At 59.0% G+C, this 17,719-nt stretch carries 16 protein-coding genes; 6 read left to right on the top strand and 10 right to left on the bottom strand.

From position 1 onward, the window contains the following. Window positions 1-114 precede the first annotated feature (114 nt). From H035_RS0103675 to metK, 5 genes are read right to left on the bottom strand one after another with little or no spacing between them, the layout of a single operon-like run. A complete protein-coding gene (locus H035_RS0103675) occupies window positions 115-840 on the bottom strand; it encodes a 16S rRNA (uracil(1498)-N(3))-methyltransferase (protein ID WP_022947647.1) in 726 nt (241 codons plus the stop codon). Further along, complete coding sequence (locus H035_RS0103670; protein WP_022947646.1) at window positions 841-1,086, bottom strand: YcgL domain-containing protein; 246 nt, start codon at window positions 1,084-1,086, stop codon at window positions 841-843. Continuing rightward, entirely contained in the window at window positions 1,083-1,922 is an 840-nt protein-coding gene (gene metF / locus H035_RS0103665) for a methylenetetrahydrofolate reductase [NAD(P)H] (RefSeq protein WP_022947645.1), read from the bottom strand. The genes H035_RS0103670 and metF overlap by 4 nt, the downstream gene beginning before the upstream one ends. After that, window positions 1,922-3,232 carry an adenosylhomocysteinase gene (ahcY, locus tag H035_RS0103660; protein WP_022947644.1) on the bottom strand — a complete coding sequence of 437 codons (1,311 nt, stop codon included), beginning with the start codon at window positions 3,230-3,232 and terminating at the stop codon, window positions 1,922-1,924. The genes metF and ahcY overlap by 1 nt, the downstream gene beginning before the upstream one ends. A gap of 32 nt (window positions 3,233-3,264) precedes the next feature. Continuing rightward, window positions 3,265-4,437, bottom strand: a complete 1,173-nt coding sequence (gene metK, locus H035_RS0103655) for a methionine adenosyltransferase (RefSeq protein ID WP_022947643.1) — start codon at window positions 4,435-4,437, stop codon at window positions 3,265-3,267. A gap of 285 nt (window positions 4,438-4,722) precedes the next feature. Here metK and H035_RS0103650 point away from each other — a divergent pair, with 285 nt between their 5' ends. The 3 genes from H035_RS0103650 (at window position 4,723) to phoR (ending at window position 7,523) form a co-directional block, all read left to right on the top strand. Beyond that, window positions 4,723-5,382 carry an OmpA family protein gene (locus tag H035_RS0103650; protein ID WP_022947642.1) on the top strand — a complete coding sequence of 220 codons (660 nt, stop codon included), beginning with the start codon at window positions 4,723-4,725 and terminating at the stop codon, window positions 5,380-5,382. A 131-nt stretch (window positions 5,383-5,513) separates the two neighbouring features. After that, a complete protein-coding gene (gene phoB / locus H035_RS0103645) occupies window positions 5,514-6,212 on the top strand; it encodes a phosphate regulon transcriptional regulator PhoB (RefSeq protein ID WP_022947641.1) in 699 nt (232 codons plus the stop codon). A gap of 3 nt (window positions 6,213-6,215) precedes the next feature. Next, window positions 6,216-7,523 (top strand): phosphate regulon sensor histidine kinase PhoR, encoded by a 1,308-nt coding sequence (phoR, locus tag H035_RS0103640; protein WP_051149734.1) that lies wholly within the window; start codon window positions 6,216-6,218, stop codon window positions 7,521-7,523. 116 nt (window positions 7,524-7,639) lie between these two features. Here phoR and H035_RS20675 read toward each other — a convergent pair whose 3' ends face one another. The 4 genes from H035_RS20675 to H035_RS0103620 are packed head-to-tail and all read right to left on the bottom strand — an operon-like array spanning window position 7,640 to window position 11,192. Then, window positions 7,640-9,172, bottom strand: a complete 1,533-nt coding sequence (locus H035_RS20675; RefSeq protein WP_051149733.1) for a diguanylate cyclase — start codon at window positions 9,170-9,172, stop codon at window positions 7,640-7,642. An 8-nt stretch (window positions 9,173-9,180) separates the two neighbouring features. Then, window positions 9,181-9,939, bottom strand: coding sequence for an endonuclease/exonuclease/phosphatase family protein (locus H035_RS0103630; RefSeq protein WP_026596232.1), 759 nt, complete (start codon window positions 9,937-9,939; stop codon window positions 9,181-9,183). Then, on the bottom strand, window positions 9,908-10,579 hold the full coding sequence (locus H035_RS18020) for a thiol:disulfide interchange protein DsbA/DsbL (RefSeq protein WP_022947639.1): 672 nt from the start codon (window positions 10,577-10,579) through the stop codon (window positions 9,908-9,910). The genes H035_RS0103630 and H035_RS18020 overlap by 32 nt, the downstream gene beginning before the upstream one ends. Window positions 10,580-10,616: 37 nt before the next feature. After that, window positions 10,617-11,192 (bottom strand): c-type cytochrome, encoded by a 576-nt coding sequence (locus H035_RS0103620; protein WP_026596231.1) that lies wholly within the window; start codon window positions 11,190-11,192, stop codon window positions 10,617-10,619. 96 nt (window positions 11,193-11,288) lie between these two features. Between H035_RS0103620 and yihA the strand changes: the two genes are divergently transcribed. After that, window positions 11,289-11,900 carry a ribosome biogenesis GTP-binding protein YihA/YsxC gene (gene yihA / locus H035_RS0103615; RefSeq protein ID WP_022947637.1) on the top strand — a complete coding sequence of 204 codons (612 nt, stop codon included), beginning with the start codon at window positions 11,289-11,291 and terminating at the stop codon, window positions 11,898-11,900. A gap of 293 nt (window positions 11,901-12,193) precedes the next feature. Here yihA and polA read toward each other — a convergent pair whose 3' ends face one another. Continuing rightward, window positions 12,194-14,893 (bottom strand): DNA polymerase I, encoded by a 2,700-nt coding sequence (polA, locus tag H035_RS0103610; protein ID WP_022947636.1) that lies wholly within the window; start codon window positions 14,891-14,893, stop codon window positions 12,194-12,196. Window positions 14,894-14,975: 82 nt separating this feature from the next. On the opposite strand from polA, the gene rnd reads away from it, so the two are divergent. Both rnd and H035_RS0103600 read left to right on the top strand, forming a co-directional pair. Beyond that, window positions 14,976-16,139 carry a ribonuclease D gene (gene rnd / locus H035_RS0103605; RefSeq protein WP_022947635.1) on the top strand — a complete coding sequence of 388 codons (1,164 nt, stop codon included), beginning with the start codon at window positions 14,976-14,978 and terminating at the stop codon, window positions 16,137-16,139. Next, on the top strand, window positions 16,136-17,683 hold the full coding sequence (locus tag H035_RS0103600) for a bifunctional aminoglycoside phosphotransferase/ATP-binding protein (protein WP_022947634.1): 1,548 nt from the start codon (window positions 16,136-16,138) through the stop codon (window positions 17,681-17,683). Before rnd ends, H035_RS0103600 begins: the two co-directional genes overlap by 4 nt. Window positions 17,684-17,719: the final 36 nt, after the last annotated feature.

Genomic DNA, 17,719 nt, shown 5'->3' with positions numbered 1-17,719 from the left:
TCGACTTAGGCGAAGCGTAACCCAAACGACGGCGATTTGTCTTCCCAAAGGCGCCACCCTTGAGCAAAATAGAATTTCCCGGTCTGGGCGAGAGCGCCTCCCCTTCCAGCCCGATTAACTACCGCCATCGCCCCAAAGCACCTGCGCGGCGCTCAGGGCGGCCGCCACCGCCGTCTCTACCCGCAAGATCCGCGGCCCCAGCCGCGCCGGCACAAACCCCCGATCCTGCGCCCGCCGGCATTCTTCCGGACTCAGCCCACCCTCGGGACCGATCAGCAAAATTAACCGTCCTTTCGGCGGTGCCAGATCCGGGAATGGAATACCGCCGGGATCGAGCAGCACACCGCCGTGCCAGGAGTCGAGCCAAGCATCAAAACGCTCAGGCGGGCCGATCTCGGGAATGCGGTTGCGACCGCACTGCTCGCAGGCGGCGACGGCTATTTTCCGCCAATGCTGGCGCTTGCGCTCCGGCTTGCCCCCCTTGAGCTGGACATTGCCATGCTCGGTCAGAAGGGGGAAGATCTCGGTCACCCCCAACTCCACCGCTTTTTGAACCGCCCAATCCATCCGCTCGCCTTTGGCGACCGCCAAGCCCAATTGAGTCTGGAGCGGCGACTCCGCCTCTCGCGCCCGCTTGGCACCGATCTTCAGGCGAACCTGGCGGCGGTTCGCGGCGAGCAGTTCAGCACCGTACTCCCCGCCCCGACCGTTGAATACGGTCAAAGAAGCGCCCGCCCGAAGACGCAGCACATTGGCGAGATAATGGGCCCGTTCACCGGTCACCGCAAGTTCAAGACCGGTTTCCAGCGGCTCGGAAAGGTACAAACGGGAAACGCGCACTCAATTCAAGGATTCTCGAGGAGGCGGCATCTGCAAATGGAAGCCCTCGGTTGCCAAATGTTCCATAACCGCCGCGACATTTTCCCGCGCGAGCTTGCGCTCGGGTGACAACTCCAATTCGAAGACGAAGACGGGATTGACGAAATAAGCCATCAACTCCGCCGGCACATCGGAAAAATCACCCCTTTCCCGAAGGTACAGATACATTTCGTCTTGTTTGCGGGAACGATAAATATAGCACTTCATCGGGGAACCAAATCCAGATTGCGGCAAATGGCCAGGGTGGGTTCGGCCCGATTCAGGGTGTAAAAATGCAATCCCGGCGCACCGCCTTGAAGCAATTTGTCGCAGAGCCCCGTCACCACGTCCACCCCGAAAGCGCGAATGGACTCCAAGTCGTCGCCGAAAGATTCCAATTGCTTACGGATCCAGCGGGGGATTTCGGCCCCGCACAGATCCGAGAAGCGCGCCAATTGTTGATAGTTGGTGATCGGCATGATGCCCGGAACGATGGGAATCTCGATCCCCTCGCGCCGGCAGTCCTCGAGGAAATAGAAATACGCGTCGGGATTGTAGAAATACTGGGTGATCGCCCCGTCGGCGCCGGCTTCCACCTTGCGTTGGAAGGCCCGCAAATCCGCCTTGTAGCTGGCGGCTTGGGGATGGGCCTCGGGGTAAGCGGCCACCTCGATATGAAAGTAATCGCCGGTCTCGGCGCGGACAAACTTCACCAGCTCGCTGGCGTAGCGGAAATCGCCGTCGGCGCGCATGCCCGAAGGCAAGTCTCCCCTGAGCGCGACGATCCGTCGAATGCCGTTTTCTCGATACTGAGCTAAAATTCGGCGGATTTCCTCTTGGCTGGAACCGATGCAGGATAAATGAGGCACCGCTTCGAGGCCGGTTTCCCGCCGAATCTCCAAGACCGTTTCCAGGGTTTTGTCGCGCGTGCTGCCGCCCGCCCCGTAGGTGACCGAAAAATACACCGGATCGAGGCGGGCCAGGGCATGATAGGTATCCCGAAGCTGAGCGGCGATCTTGGCCGAACGGGGCGGGAAAAATTCGAAACTGAGATTGGTCTTCATCAATACCGATAATGGTCGGACTTGAACGGCCCGGCCACCGGCACCCCGATATACGCGGCCTGGGCTTGGGTCAGACGGGTCAATTTGGCCCCCAGCTTATCCAGATGGAAGCGTGCCACCTTCTCGTCCAGAGCCTTGGGCAGCACGTAGACTTTATGCTCGTATTTGCCCGGATGGCTCCACAACTCGATCTGGGCCATGACCTGGTTGCTGAAGGAATTGGACATCACGAAGCTGGGATGCCCGGTGGCGCAACCCAGGTTCACCAGGCGGCCTTCGGCGAGCAGGATGATCCGCTTGCCGTCGGGAAAGATCACATGGTCCACCTGCGGCTTGATGTTTTCCCATTCATACTGGTGCAGGGAAGCCACATCGATTTCGTTGTCGAAGTGACCGATGTTGCAGACGATGGCGTTGTTTTTCATCGTCAGCATGTCGTCGTGAGTGATCACGTGATAATTGCCGGTGGCGGTGACGAAAATGTCGGCCACCGATGCGGCCTCTTCCATGGTCACCACCCGGTAACCTTCCATCGCCGCCTGGAGGGCGCAGATGGGATCGATCTCGGTCACCCAGACCGTCGCGCCTTGGCCCCTTAAGGACTGGGCGCAGCCTTTCCCCACATCGCCGTACCCCAGCACCACCGCGATCTTGCCCGCGATCATCACGTCGGTGGCGCGCTTGATGCCGTCCAGCAGGGATTCGCGGCAACCGTACAGATTGTCGAACTTGGATTTGGTGACCGAATCGTTGACATTGAAGGCCGGGCACTTCAGGCTGCCCTCGCGCATCATTTCATACAGGCGGTGAACACCGGTGGTGGTCTCCTCCGACACGCCGCGCACGTTTTCGAGCAACTCGGGATGTTTTTCGTGCATCACCTGGGTCAGGTCCCCGCCGTCGTCGAGCAGCATATTGGGGCGCCAATCGTCGGGACCAAAGATAGTCTGCTCGATGCACCACCAGTATTCCTCCTCGGTCTCCCCTTTCCAGGCGAACACGGGAACGCCGGTGGCGGCGATGGCGGCGGCGGCGTGGTCCTGGGTGGAAAATATATTGCAGGAGGACCAGCGCACCTCGGCCCCCAGTTCCACCAGGGTTTCGATCAGCACCGCGGTCTGAATGGTCATGTGCAGACAGCCGGCGATGCGTGCCCCTTGCAGGGGTTTCTGTCCGCCGTATTCCTTGCGCAGGGCAACCAGACCGGGCATTTCCGTCTCGGCGATTTGGATTTCCTTGCGCCCCCAGTCGGCCAAGGAGAGATCGGCGACCTTGTAATCGGATTGCAGATGGGTCACAGGTTGATTCATTGAAAACTCCCTCGATTGAATCCGGTTTAAATTCAGCTGCGCTGCGGCAAGCCGGCGGCTTCCCGCAGCATCTCGGCTTTATCGGTACGCTCCCAGGTAAACTCTTCCTCGGTGCGGCCGAAATGCCCGTAAGCGGCGGTTTTGCGATAAATCGGCCGAAGCAGATCCAGCTCCTGGATCAGCCCCTTGGGGCGCAGATCGAAATGTTCGCGCACGATCTCCACCAGACGCGATTCGGCAATCCGCCCCGTGCCGAAGGTTTCGATGGTGATCGAAGTGGGTTCGGCCACGCCGATGGCATAGGACACCTGAATTTCGCAGCGCTGCGCCAGGCCGGCGGCGACGATGTTCTTGGCCACGTAGCGACCCATGTAGGCGGCGGAGCGGTCCACCTTGGAGGGATCCTTGCCGCTGAAACAACCTCCGCCGTGGCGGGCCATCCCGCCATAGGTGTCGACGATGATTTTGCGGCCGGTCAGGCCGCAATCGCCCACCGGCCCGCCGATGACGAACTGGCCTGTGGGGTTGATGAAAAAGCGGGTGTTCGGGTGAATCAATTCGCGAGGAATGACCTTGAGGATCACCTCGTCCATCACCGCCTCGCGAATGTCCTGCTGGGAAATGTCCGGCGCGTGCTGGGTAGACAGGACCACCGCCTCTACCCCCACCGGCTTGCCGTCCTCGTAACGGATGGTGACTTGACTCTTGGCATCGGGACGCAACCAGGGCAAAACGTTGGATTTGCGGATCTTGGCCTGGCGCTTCACCAGTTCGTGGGCGAAATAGATCGGGGCGGGCATCAAGCCGTCGGTTTCATTGCAGGCATAGCCGAACATCAGGCCCTGGTCGCCGGCGCCTTGTTCCCGTTCCTCCGCTTCGTCCACCCCCATGGCGATATCGGGGGATTGCTTACCGATGGCTTGGAGGACGGCGCAGCTTTGCCAATCGAAACCAATGGACGGATCATCGTAACCGATGTCCTTGACCACTTGGCGGACCAATTGCTCGGAGTCCACCCACGCGCTGGTGGTGATCTCGCCGGCGAGCAGAACCATCCCGGTCTTGACCAGGGTTTCGCACGCTACCCGAGCCCGGGGGTCCTGGGCCAACAGTGCATCCAGCATCGCATCCGACACCTGATCGGCGATTTTGTCCGGATGCCCCTCGGAAACCGATTCAGAGGTAAAAATAAAATCTTGACTCACTACAACTCAACCCTTTTCTGGTATGTTTACACCGTTACGGCCCATCCCACTCCCTTGACCGATAAGCGTTTTTTCGAGCGCATTCGCGTCCAAATCGGCTATCCTGCCAATTTTTACGCCATTATGCCAATCCAAAATCTCGGCTATTCTAACTTAATTGGGATCGTCAGAGGGAACCGAGCCTGTGATTAAATATCAACGGCAAGTGAACGGAATTCATATTCGATTCAATCGCTGCAAGTACCATATGTCATGTCATCCAAACCAACGACAAGGAGAATCAAGATGCGCAAATTCATCGCTTTCATCGGCGTCGCGGCTTTGGCGGCCGGCTGTACCACCAACCCCTACACCGGCGAAACCCAAGCCAGCAAAACCGTGATCGGCACTGGCGTCGGAGCCGCCAGCGGAGCGGCCTTGGGCGCCATCGGCGGAGCGATCGCCGGCGGCGAAGCCGGCAAAGGGGCGGCCATCGGTGCCGGCGTGGGAGCATTGGCGGGCATGGGGGTCGGCGCCTACATGGACCGCCAGGAGGCGATTCTACGCCAGAAACTGGCCGGCACCGGCGTCCGGGTCGTCCGCGAGGGACAGAACCTGCGTCTGATCATGCCGGGCAACATCACTTTCGCCACCGATTCGGCCGACATCGCGCCTCAGTTCTACACCACCCTCAATGCGGTGGCGCTCGTTTTGAACGAATTTCCCGAAACCTTGATCGAAGTCACCGGACACACCGACGCCACCGGTAAAGCCGAATACAATCAACGGCTGTCCCAGCAGCGCGCCGGCAGCGTCGCGCAATACCTGATCGCCCAGGGAGTCGCCCCCAATCGGACACTCGCTCAAGGCGCGGGTGAAAGCATGCCGATCGCCTCCAATGAAACGCCCACCGGACGAGCCCAAAACCGCCGCGTGGAAATACGTATCCGCCCCATGACCCGATGACCGCACTTTCCGGATGGGGTCGAACGACCCCATCCATTCGCCCAATTTTCGATTGCTTTATCCTTTCATAATCCGGTAACTTGAACTTATTATCTTAAGCGGTTGACTCAACCATCCGGATTCAACCCGACATGACAAAGATCCGCATTCTGGTCGTGGAAGACGAAACCGCTCTCCGCGACATGCTTCAATTGGTGCTGGAACAGGCCGGATTCGAAGTGCTGCCGGCCGAGAATGTCCAGGCCGCGCTTCAAGCAATGGGCGGCCAGCTGCCCGATTTGATTCTGCTGGACTGGATGCTGCCCGGCTTGAGCGGCGTCGAGTGGGCCAAGCGGCTGCGCCGGGACGCCACTTACAGCGACCTACCCATCATTCTTCTCACCGCCCGGGGAGAAGAGGAGGACACGGTCGCCGGGCTCGACAGCGGAGCCGACGATTACATCACCAAACCGTTCTCGCCGCGCGAACTGATCGCCCGCATCAACGCGGTATTGCGGCGCTTCGGCAAGGGGGAGAAACCCGGCCTGGTCCAAATCGGCGGCATCCTGCTCAACCCCGACGAGCATAAAGTCGAAATCGACCATCAACCGCTCAACCTGAGCCCCACCGAATACCGGCTCTTGGAGTTTTTCCTCATCCATCCGGACAAGGTCTACAGTCGAAATCAATTGCTGGACCGCGTCTGGGGCCGCGAAACCTACATCGAGGAACGGACCGTGGATGTGCATATCCGCCGCCTACGTAAGATTTTGGCCGACTACGGCCGCGACGCCATGATCCAGACCGTGCGGGGATTCGGATACCGCTTCACTGCCCAGACCCAAGCCTAAGCCATGCGTCAAGCCCTGCGATCGGAATTCAGACTATTTACGTGGGGCTTGACGGCCGCTCTCCTCATCGGCTGGCTGGAAGATTACCCGCTGACGGTCGTCGGTCTCTTCTTTCTCGCGCACCTCATCCGCCACCTTTATTACAGTCATGCTTTGCTTTCCTGGGTTCAAGGTCGGGAGAAAGCGCTTCCGGAAGGCAACGGCATGTGGACCGAGGTATTTCACCGATTGCGTTTGATGCAGCGTCGCCATCAGCGCCGCAAACGCCGGCTGGGAAAAATCCTCAAACGCTTCCGTCAGGCCACCGAGGCGTTGCCGGATGCGACCGTGGTTTTGACCGACGACTTTGAAATCGAGTGGTTCAACAAGGCCGCCGCCCGCTTGTTGGGATTTCAAAGCCGGGATAAGGGACTGCGCGTGGACGGCTTGATTCGCCACCCCGGCTTCGTGGAACACTTGCAGCAACGCCGCTTCGATCAATCCCTCACCATCTCCGCCCCGGACAGCGAAAGAACTCAACTGGAAATTCGAATCGTTTCCTATATGCCGGACCGCTACCTGCTCTTGGCCCAAGATGTCACCCAGATTCGCCTGCTGGAACGCCAGCGGCGGGACTTCGTCGCCCATGTCTCCCATGAGCTACGCACGCCCCTCACGGTGCTCAAAGGCTATTTGGAAACCCTGGAAGACGCCGAGGCGGCGGTCACCCCGCCCTTCCAACCCTTGTTGCAGCGGATGGACGAACAGATCCGCCGCCTCCAATACCTGATCGACGACCTGCTTTATCTGAGCCGCCTGGAGACCACCAAGCACACCCCCACCCAGGAACACCCCGTGGACGTGGCCCGGCTGCTGTCGGATATTTGCGACGAGGTCGACCAATTCCAGGGACAACACCCGGCGATTCAAGTACGCATCGAATCGGAGAAATTCGTCCTAGGAAACGAGCAAGAATTGCGCAGCGCCTTCACCAATTTGGTCGTCAATGCGGTCAAATACACGCCCGCCACCGGGCGTATCGCCGTGCGCTGGTACGACACGGATCAAGGGGTATGCCTGGAAGTGGCCGACACCGGCCCCGGCATCCCCGCCGAGCACATTCCCCGTTTGACGGAACGATTTTATCGGGTGCCCGAAGCGGAACTTCGCAACGCCACCGGCACCGGCCTGGGACTGGCGATCGTCAAGCACGTGCTGAATCGGCATAAGGGGCGCTTGGAAATCGAAAGCCAACTCGGCCGCGGCAGTGCATTTCGATGCCATTTCCCGCAGGAACAGGTGGCGCGAGGCGAGACGCTCGAAGCCTCATGAAATCGGTCTGCGCCCAACGCTGGGCGAAATGGATGCGGGCGGTCATCCGTGCAATCGCCAAACACCGCTCTTGCAGCGCTGGCAATCTCTTGGCCAAACGGACCGGTCTGCTCGAATTAAAGCTTCAAACACCGGTCCCGCCCCGCCTGCTTGGCCCGATAGAGGGCATTGTCCGCCCGTTCGAACAGGGAAGCCGGCGTATCGTCCGCGCACACACCGGTCAGCCCGCAAGAAATCGTAATCGGTACCGGCTTGCCGCGGCTGTTGAAACCGCACTCCTTGATCAACCGGCGCAATTTATCCGCCACTTGCATGCCGCCATCCAGCTCGGTACCCGGCAACAACATGAGAAACTCCTCGCCTCCGTACCTACCGACGAAATCTACCGACCGGATGCCCTCGCGCAAAGTTTGGCCGACGATGCGCAGGGTCTTGTCCCCCGCCCGATGGCCGAATCGATCGTTGATGCGTTTGAAATGATCGATGTCCCATAGGAGCAGACAAAAGGATTGACCGAAACGCTTCCACCGCGAAAATTCCTGGCTCAAACGTTCATCCACCGCTTTGCGATTGGCTAGACCGGTCACCGAGTCGTAAAGCGCTTGTTGATGCGCCACTTGCAAACGCTGGTGAAGTCCCTGGGACTCCTGCTCCATTTCCGTCAGCCGTTCGGTCAACGCGGTGATCTGCCGTGCCATTTGTTCGTTTTTGCGGGCCTCCGCCTCGCGGAACGTCTGTATGTGGGTGGCCAAAGTGTCCAGCCGCTCGGTGATGACAGCCTTGAGCGCTTCCAGGCTGGTCTCCTTGAGGGTTTGGCGACGCAGATGATCGACCTGTACCGACAAAGATTCATTCCAGGCGTCGCTGCCGTTCTGGAAGATTCGGTCGAATTCCTGAGCCTGTGCCTCCAGCACCTGCAATTTATCGGTCAACTGGCCCAGAAAGTCTTCGATTTCCGCTCTTTCCTCCAAGACTCGGGCATTGATTTCAGCCAATAAACGGGCGGTTTCATCCAAGCCCGCCTCGATCGGGCAGCCTTGACGGAGGGATTCGGTCAAACGTTCGCCGGCCTCGGTCAAGGGGGGCGGGACTTCGATTTCTTCCAGGAGCTGCAAAAGGTGCTCCCGCAATTTATTCCCATCCGCTTTTCCTTCGAGAACCGCTTCCTTCCGCCCGAACCAACGCCGCAGAGTGCCCCAACCACTGGGGGTACCGCTCGCCTGCTCGTCACCGAATACATTCTGTAAGCTATGTAACAGAATCCGCGTGTCGGGAAAAGACATCTCACGCAGTCGGTCCAGGCGGGCTTTGACAGCGGCGCTGGGCGCACATTCGGAGAGCAGATCGAACAGGAACGCTTGTTGCGATTCCGTAACCCCCGCCTCGGATTGCTCGCCGAGACGGAAAAGCGTATCCGACAAGGCATCCAGTTCTTCCAAGCGGTGCGGGTCCAGAACGCCGCCGCGCAGCACGTCACGCAGACGCTGCAAATGGGGAACGAGGTGGGTGCGGTCTCTTTCACAAGCCAGGCTCAACCGGACCAGCACCCGCACCAAGCGTTTTTCGGCTCGATCCCAGCGGTCCTGCTGCTGATCCAACTCTTGGGCCAGCAGCAGGCATTTATGCTTCCATTTATCCTGATCCGGCACCTATCGCCTCAAGCGGCCAGAGGCAAGGCTGCGGGCAATGTGAACTCCATCCCGACCGGTAGATGATCCGAGCATACGAAATCGTAGGCCTGTATTTGTTTCACCGTCAGATTCGGACTGATCAGAATGTGGTCAAGCTTGCGCAAGGGCTGCCAACTGGGAAAGGTTCGCAAATGGGGAACCGGATCGGTCAGGCCGGTCCGCGCCAGAAAACGGCGCAATTCGGGGGCCTTGGTCCCGCAATTGAGATCTCCCATGACGATGACATGGTCGGTGTCGGCGATATATTCGGCGACGAAATCGAGCTGGCGCCGTCGCGCCCGTGGGCTCAACGCCAAATGGAGGACGCAAACGAGCAAACCGTCCTCCTCCTGACCGAAGCGCGCCCAGATAGCACCCCGCCCGGGTAGACCGGGCAACGGCGTTGCATGCACCGAATCCGGTCGCATCCGGCTCAGAAAGCCGTTGCTGTGGAGAGCGACCCGACCGATGCGGCGGTTGACCTGATTGTGCCAATACGGAAAACCCGCCTGCCGCGCCAAATATTCGGTTTGGACGACGTAATGACTGCGGGAGCCGCCTCCGTCTACCTCCTGCAAACCGACAATATCGAAAGGCCGCAAAAAATCGGCGATCCGTTCCAGCGTCGCCAGTCGCTTGTCGCTGGGCCACAGATGCTGCCAACTTTTAAACAGGTAATCCTCGTACCGGCGCGTATGGATACCGGTCTGGATGTTAAAACTGGCTAGTTTCAGGGTCCGCCCCATCGTTTTTCTCCCCCTCGTCAGCACGACCACGGTCGGTCAGTTGTCGCCGTTCTTGCTCGACCAATTTTTTCAATACGGTAATCATGTTGTCGTAGGATTTGGCGGTCCGCCCGGTCACCTTATACTTGCCGTTGACCACCAGGGCCGGCACGCCGGTAATCCCGTATTCTGCCGCCACCACTTCGGCTTGGCGCATTTTCATGTCCACCGCGAAAGAATGGAATGCGTTTTTGAAAGCTTCCCGTTCCACCCCGTGATCGACGAAGAATGTGGCCAATTCCTCCTCGCCGGACATGGATTTTTTGTCCACATGCATGGCCTTGAAGAAATCACTGTGGATTGTGTCCACCATCCCCAGCACTTCGGCGGTGAAATAGGCACGCGCCTGAGGTGCCCAGTTGCGGCCGAAGATCACCGGTTGGCGCTTGAACGCCACATCGTCGGGTTTGTCCTTGGCCCAATCCTCAAGATAAGGATCGAAACGATTGCAGTGGGGACAGCCGTACCAGAAAAATTCGATCACCTCGACCTTGGCCGGATCTTCCGTGGAGCGGGGCGGATTCAAGTTCTCGTACTCCTGAGCCGCCAAACCGCTGGCCAGACACCATCCCAGAACGATCATCCAAAAATGACGCAGCATAAAGTTTCCTCTTATCTTCCAATAAAGTTAGACCCATTTATTTCAATCCGGCGATATACGCCGCCACCGCCTTCATCTCGTCCTCGTTCATCCGGGCGGCGATGTCTGCCATCGGCGTCTTGTCTCCCCGGTTCCCGGCGGCGGAATCGCTCAACGCCTTGACCGTGTAAGCGGCATATTGGCCTTTCAAGAGCGGAAAGCCGGCCGGAGCGTTGCCTTCTCCGCCGGGGCCATGGCAAGCGGCGCAGGCGGGGACATTCTTGGCCGCTATTCCGGCCCGGTAAATGCGTTCCCCTTGGGGGGAGGTCTCGCCGGCTTCCGGAGTGGGCGTTTGACGCGCGAAATAGGCGCTTAGTTCGGCGATGTCCTCGTCGCTCAGCGATGCGGTGACGGCGTTCATGGCGGGAATCACCCGAGTCTGATCCTTGAAGTAGTGCAGCTGTGTTTCCAAATACTTGGCGTTTTGTCCCGCCAATTTGGGGAACAAGGGCGTCGCCCCTTTCCCGGCCTCCCCGTGACAACCGGCGCAAACGGCGGCTTTGTCCTCGGCGGCTTGAATAGGAAAAGTGGCAATCAGCCCCATCGCACAGATCAATGTTAGTATAGTTTTCATAGTTCCTTCCTAGACATGGATAGTCGGTAGCTGGATGGCGAACATTGTACCCATTTTGCCGCTTCGGTACCGTTATCGTTTATTTTTCCAAAGCCCATGAACCCTTTGTATCATCGCACTCGTTTCCTGCTCAGTACCTTGGATTTCGCCGCCGTCCCCGACACGGGTTTCGAGGTCGCCTTCGCCGGGCGCTCCAATGCCGGCAAATCCAGCGCGCTTAACGCCCTCACCCGACAAAAAGCCCTCGCCCGCACCAGCAAGACCCCGGGGCGCACGCAGCAGTTGGTGTTTTTCGAAGTGGATGACAGCCGTCGTCTGGTGGACCTTCCCGGTTACGGGTACGCCAAGGTATCCGCCCGGATTCAAGCCCGCTGGAGCCGGTCCCTGGAGGATTACTTCAGACAGCGTCGGTCGCTCCGGGGGATCTTCCTGATCATGGATATCCGCCACCCCTTGAGCGAGTTCGACTGGCGGATGATCGAGTGGTGCGCGCACTACGAGCTGCCGCTGCATATTTTGCTGACCAAGGCCGACAAGCTCAAATACGGCCCGGCCAAGAACACCCTGCTTAAGGTTCAAAAGACATTGGCGGAATCCCTTCATCCTCCCAGCATCCAGTTATTTTCGGCAAGCAAAAAAACCGGCATCGACGAAGCCCACGCCGTACTCGATCGCTGGCTCCAGACTCCCGGGAATCCCATTCAATAAGGCGTCTTTGTAGACATTGAGGGATGGCTTTCGAGGAACGCCGTCACCCCCCTTGTGGGGGCTTGATGGCGACCATCCGGGTCGCCAACATCCTCGAAAGCCATCCCTCAACGTCCATAGCAACGGTTTTAAAAAAAACCCCGAAGCCAAGGGGGAAGGGCTTCGGGGTCAATGATGCTCCGGCTTGGGGGGGCCGGAGCCGCTCGCTACTCACAAGGGAGGAAATGAGTAGGTTAGGCGTCGTTCCCGACACTTGTTTTATTAGAGAAACGAACAGGATAAAAGTTCCTCGTTCAATGTGCTTCGTCCCAATTGTCACCCATTCCCACTTCCACCTCCAAGGGCACTTGAAGCTCGGCGGCCTCTCGCATCCGCCCCCCGATCTCGGCAACCGCTTGCTCTACCCGGTCCTCGGCCACTTCGAACACCAATTCGTCGTGAACCTGCATGATCATCTTGACACCCCTTCCGGATGCCCGAATCCAGCCGTCCACATCGATCATGGCCCGCTTGATGATGTCGGCGGCGCTTCCCTGCATGGGCGCGTTGATGGCGGTGCGTTCGGCGTACTGGCGGCGTTGGGGGTTTCTCGATTTAAGCTCCGGCAGATGCAGACGACGTCCGAAAATCGTCTCCACGTAACCCCGCTCATAAGCCGAGCTTTTGGTCCGCTCCATATACTCGCGCACGCCCGGATAGCGCTCGAAGTAGCGATCGATATAGGCCTGGGCCTCGTCGCGGGGCACACCCAACTGGCGCGCCAAACCGAAAGCGGACATGCCGTAGATGAGACCGAAATTGATCGCCTTGGCGCTGCGACGCTGCTGGGAACTCACCGCCTCCAATTCCACCCCGAAGACTTCGGCGGCCGTGGCGCGATGAATATCGGCGCCTTCGGCGAAAGCATTCAGAAGGCTCGCATCCCCGGACAAATGGGCCATAATGCGGAGCTCGATCTGAGAGTAGTCGGCCGCCACCAGCTTGCATCCACGGGGGGCCACGAAAGCCCGCCGGATACGACGTCCTTCCTCGCTCCGAATGGGAATATTCTGCAAATTGGGATCGGAGGAGGACAAGCGACCGGTGGCGGTCACCGCTTGATGATAGGAGGTGTGAACCCGGCCGGTGGCGGGATGAATCTGGGCGGGCAGGCGGTCGCTATAGGTGGACCGGAGCTTGCTCAAGGAACGGTGCTGCAAAATCAGGCGCGGCAATTCGTACGTTTCCGCCAGTTGCTGCAATACTTCCTCGGAAGTGGAAGGCTGCCCCTTGGGCGTTTTCTTCAACACCGGCAAATTCAGCTTCTCGAAAAGAATCTGCTGGATCTGCTTGGGAGAAGCCAGATTGAAGGCCTCTCCGGCGATGCAACAGACCTGTTCTTCGATCTCGTCGCAGCGACGCTTCAGTTCCTCGCTCAAGCGGGCGAGTTCGTCCCGGTCCACATGCACGCCGATGCGCTCCATCCGCACCAATACCGGCACCAAAGGCATCTCGATTTCTTCGTACACGCGCTTGAGCCGGGTATCGGCGGCGAGCTTGGGCCATAGCGCCTGATGCAGGCGCAGGGTGATGTCGGCGTCCTCGGCCGCATAGGGCACCGCTTGTTCCAGTCTCACCCGGGGAAAGGGGATCTGCTTGGCCCCCTTGCCGGCCACCTCTTCGTACAGGGTGGTTTTGATCCCCAGATAAGTCATGGCCAGAGAGTCCATATCGTGGCGAGTGGCGGTGCTATTGAAGACATAGGATTGCAGCATGGTATCGTGGGCGATCCCCTTGAGCTCGATGCCGTGATTGGCGAGCACGTGGGCGTCGTATTTGAGATTCTGCCCCAGCTTGGCCACATCGTCGGCCGTGAGCAGCGGACGCAGCTTTTCCAACACTACTTCCCGATCCAGCTGCCGGGGGGCGTCGGGATAGTCGTGCCCTAGCGGCACGTAGGCGGCCCGGCCCGGCCGGACCGCGAACGACACCCCCACCACCCGCGCGTCCAGATAGTTGAGATCGGTGGTCTCGGTGTCGAAGGCAAATAGGGGTGCCCCCTTCAAATCGGCCAGCCAAGCATCCAGCGAATCGGCGGTGCGCACTTCCTGGTAATCGGCCGCAGCCGCTTCGGCAAAATCGCCATCCCGAGTGGATGGCAAATCCAGTTGGCGCAGCCAGGTCATGAACTCGAAGCGCTTGAGGCATTCCATCAGCTTGACATTGTCGGGAGATCGGCGCCGCAAATCCGCCGGTCGCCTATCCAAAGTCACCTCGCTGTGGACGGTCGCCAATCGTTTTCCCAAGGCGAGATTGTCCAGATGCTCGCGCAAACGTTCCCCCACCTTGCCTTTGATTTGACCGGCGTGGGCGACGACCTCGTCCAGAGAGCCGTATTGATTCAGCCATTTGGCGGCGGTTTTGGGGCCCACGCCGGGCACGCCTGGAATATTGTCGGAAGTATCCCCCACCAACGCCAGGTAATCGACAATCCTTTCCGGCGGAACGCCGAATTTCTCCCGTACGCCCGCCGCATCCAGCCGGGTTTCGGACATGGTGTTGTCGAGCATGACCCGATCCCCCACCAGCTGAGCCAGATCCTTGTCGCTGGTCGCCACCACCACGTGGTAATCCTCTGCCGTGGCTTGTTTGACCAGAGTGGCGATGACGTCGTCGGCCTCCACCCCGCCCTCGACGATCACCGGGATGCCCATCACTTCGATCAATTCTTGCAAAGGCCCTACCTGAGCTTTCAAATCCTCGGGCATGGGAGGACGGTGGGCCTTATAGGCCTCAAATAAGTCATTGCGAAAAGTTTTGCCCGGCGCATCGAAGATCACCGCGAAATAAGGCGTGGGATAGGTTTCCAGTAGCTTGCGCAGCATATTGGCGACGCCGTAGACCGCCCCGGTGGGCTCGCCCCGGGAATTGCTCAAGGGCGGTAGGGCGTGATAAGCCCGGTAAAGAAAGGAGGAACCATCCACCAAAACGAGCGTTTTATGGTTTTCGTTCATGAATTTATTAAGTCCGATCGAAAAAGCCTATCTTAAAAGATGATACTCGCATCCCTTTACCGCGTTCTGCTATATTTGCCCAATGACACATCCTGCATCGAACCCTGGCTACGTGGACACGCCCGAGGCGCTCGAACGCTTGTGCGACACTTTGGCATCGAGTCCTTGGCTGGCCATCGACACCGAATTTTTGCGCGAATCCACCTATTACCCCCGATTCTGCCTTCTCCAGATCGCCGGCGAAACCGCCTTGGCTTGCGTCGACCCCCTGAAACTCGACGATCTGACCCCGCTTTGGGATCTGATTTACCGCCCCGATAAGCTAAAAGTCTTCCATGCCGGCCGTCAGGACTTGGAGATTTTCTACCATTTGCACGGCCGCTTGCCCGAACCCGTATTCGACACCCAATTGGCCGCCCCCTTGCTGGGTTATCCCGATCAGATCGGCTACGCCCAACTGGTGACCGAAATCCTGGGCGTCCAGCTGGAGAAGGGACACAGCCGCACCGACTGGAGCAAGCGCCCCCTGAGCTCCCGGCAGATCCGCTATGCCGCCGATGACGTCGCTTATCTCGGCCCCTTGTTTCTCAAGCTGCGCAAGCGCCTCACCCAATTGGGACGCTTGGCATGGTTGACAGAGGATTTTCAGACCCTCACCGATCCGACCACCTACGCCAACCCGCCCGAAGAAGCCTGGCGCCGGATCAAAGGCGCACGCAAACTGAAAGGCCGGCCCTTGGCGATCCTCAAGCGCCTGGCGGCCTGGCGCGAAAAGACCGCAGTGGCGGCCAACCGCCCCCGCGGGTGGATCGTGAAGGATGAATCTCTCATTCACATCGCCCGGCTGCGTCCGGAGACGCCCCAAGAATTGGCTCAACTTCGGGGGATCGACGCCAAGTTTGTCAAACGCCACGGCGAAACCCTCTGCCGCTTAGTGGCCGAAACCCGTGCCGCCAGCCAGGATGAAGCTCTGGCGCGTCCGCTGGCGCGAACTGTCGAACAGGAAGTTCTGCTGGATCTGTGCAGCGCCGTGGTCCGCTTGCAAGCGGCCGAACAGGCGATCAATCCCGCCGCCCTGGCCTCGCGTAAAGACTTGGAACGCTTCCTGACCAGCCCCGAAGATTCCAAGCTTTGCCGCGGTTGGCGCCGACAGCTGATCGGTGAGGCGTTGCAGGATTTCCTGGCGGGGAAAAAATGCTTTCAAGTGCAAAAGGGGCAACCTGCTTTGGAGGAAGTACCGCCGTGACCTTTCCCCTTTTGATTCAATCCCTCCTCAAACCTTCGGTTTACGATTACCCCACCGAATCCCTCCAGTGCCTCGAAACCCATATCTCTTGGATCATCCTCACCGGCCCCTACGCTTATAAAATCAAAAAACCGGTGGATTTCGGCTTCCTCGATTTCTCAAATTTAGCCAAGCGGCGCTTCTACTGTCAAGAAGAGCTGCGCCTCAACCGGCGCTTGGCCCCTCAACTCTACCTGGAAGTCCTCCCCGTTACCGGCAGCCCCGATTCACCTCGCTTCGGCAACGATGGCGAACCCTTGGAATACGCCGTCAAAATGCGTCAATTTCCGCAACAGGACTTGTTGGTCGAACGCGCCCAGCGGGGGGAACTGCAAGAAGATCAGATCGCCGCTTTGGCCCAGAGGATCGCCCGTTTCCATCAAACCGCACTCCCGGCAAAATCAGACTCCCCTTACGGCGATCCGGAAACCATCCACGAAGCCGTCCGGGAGAATTTTTCCCAGATCGACCGGACCGATCCGGAAAACCACATGATTCTGACGGAATTGGCCGACTGGACCGAAACCGAATTCGAGCGGGTACGCCCGTTCATGACGACCCGCCAACAAGCGGGCCGAATCCGAGAATGCCATGGCGATCTTCACCTGGGCAATATCGTGCTGTGGGAAGACCGGCCCTTGCCGTTCGATTGCATCGAATTCAATCCGGCCCTCCGTTGGATCGATCCCATCAGCGAAATCGCCTTTACCGTCATGGACCTTTGCGCCCGCGGATTCAAATGCTTGGGATTCCGTTTCCTGAACGACTATCTCAGCCTGACCGGGGATTACGCAGGTCTTCGGCTGCTCCCCTATTACCTGGTCTATCGAGCCATGGTGCGAACCAAAATCGCCTATTTGAACGTCCGGCAGCATCCGGAAGAGGCGGTGCACCAAGACGATTTCAACCACTATTTGAGGCTGGCCCGGATGCTCTGCCGGCGGGAATCGCCCATTCTATGCATCACCCATGGTTTTTCCGGCAGCGGCAAATCTTACCTCGGCCAGCAATTGGCGGCTGAGGCGGGGGCGTTGCACTTGCGTTCGGATGTGGAACGCAAGCGGCTGGCGGGATTGGAACTCGACGCCAGGGCCCAAGCGGACATTGGCGGAGAGATTTACCGAGCGGATTTTACCGATCTCACCTACCGAAAATTAGGGGAACTTGCCCGCACCCTTTTGACCGCCGGCTTTCCGGTCATCGTGGATGCCACTTTTTTGAACCGCACCTACCGCCGGAAATTCAGGGCATTGGCCCGGACATTGGAGGTCCCGTTCCTGATTTTGGATTGTACGGCGCCGGAAGCGACCCTGCACCAACGCATCCGAAAACGCATCGAAACCAGCCGGGATCCTTCCGATGCCGATCTGAAGGTCTTGGCGCATCAGCTGCACCACCACGACCCCCTGGACGAAGCCGAACGAGCCGTCTCCGTCGCTCTCGATACCGGCCAGGAAAATAGCTTGACAACCGCCTTGGCGGCTATCGCCTCCGCCAATTCCTAGCCGCCCTTTCGTCTCCTGAGCTCCCCTCCCAGGTTT

This window comes from Methylohalobius crimeensis 10Ki, from assembly GCF_000421465.1.
Classification (GTDB): domain Bacteria; phylum Pseudomonadota; class Gammaproteobacteria; order Methylococcales; family Methylothermaceae; genus Methylohalobius; species Methylohalobius crimeensis.
The sequence above is the reverse complement of the archived record's forward strand: the minus strand, read 5'-3'. Positions and strand labels throughout refer to the sequence as shown.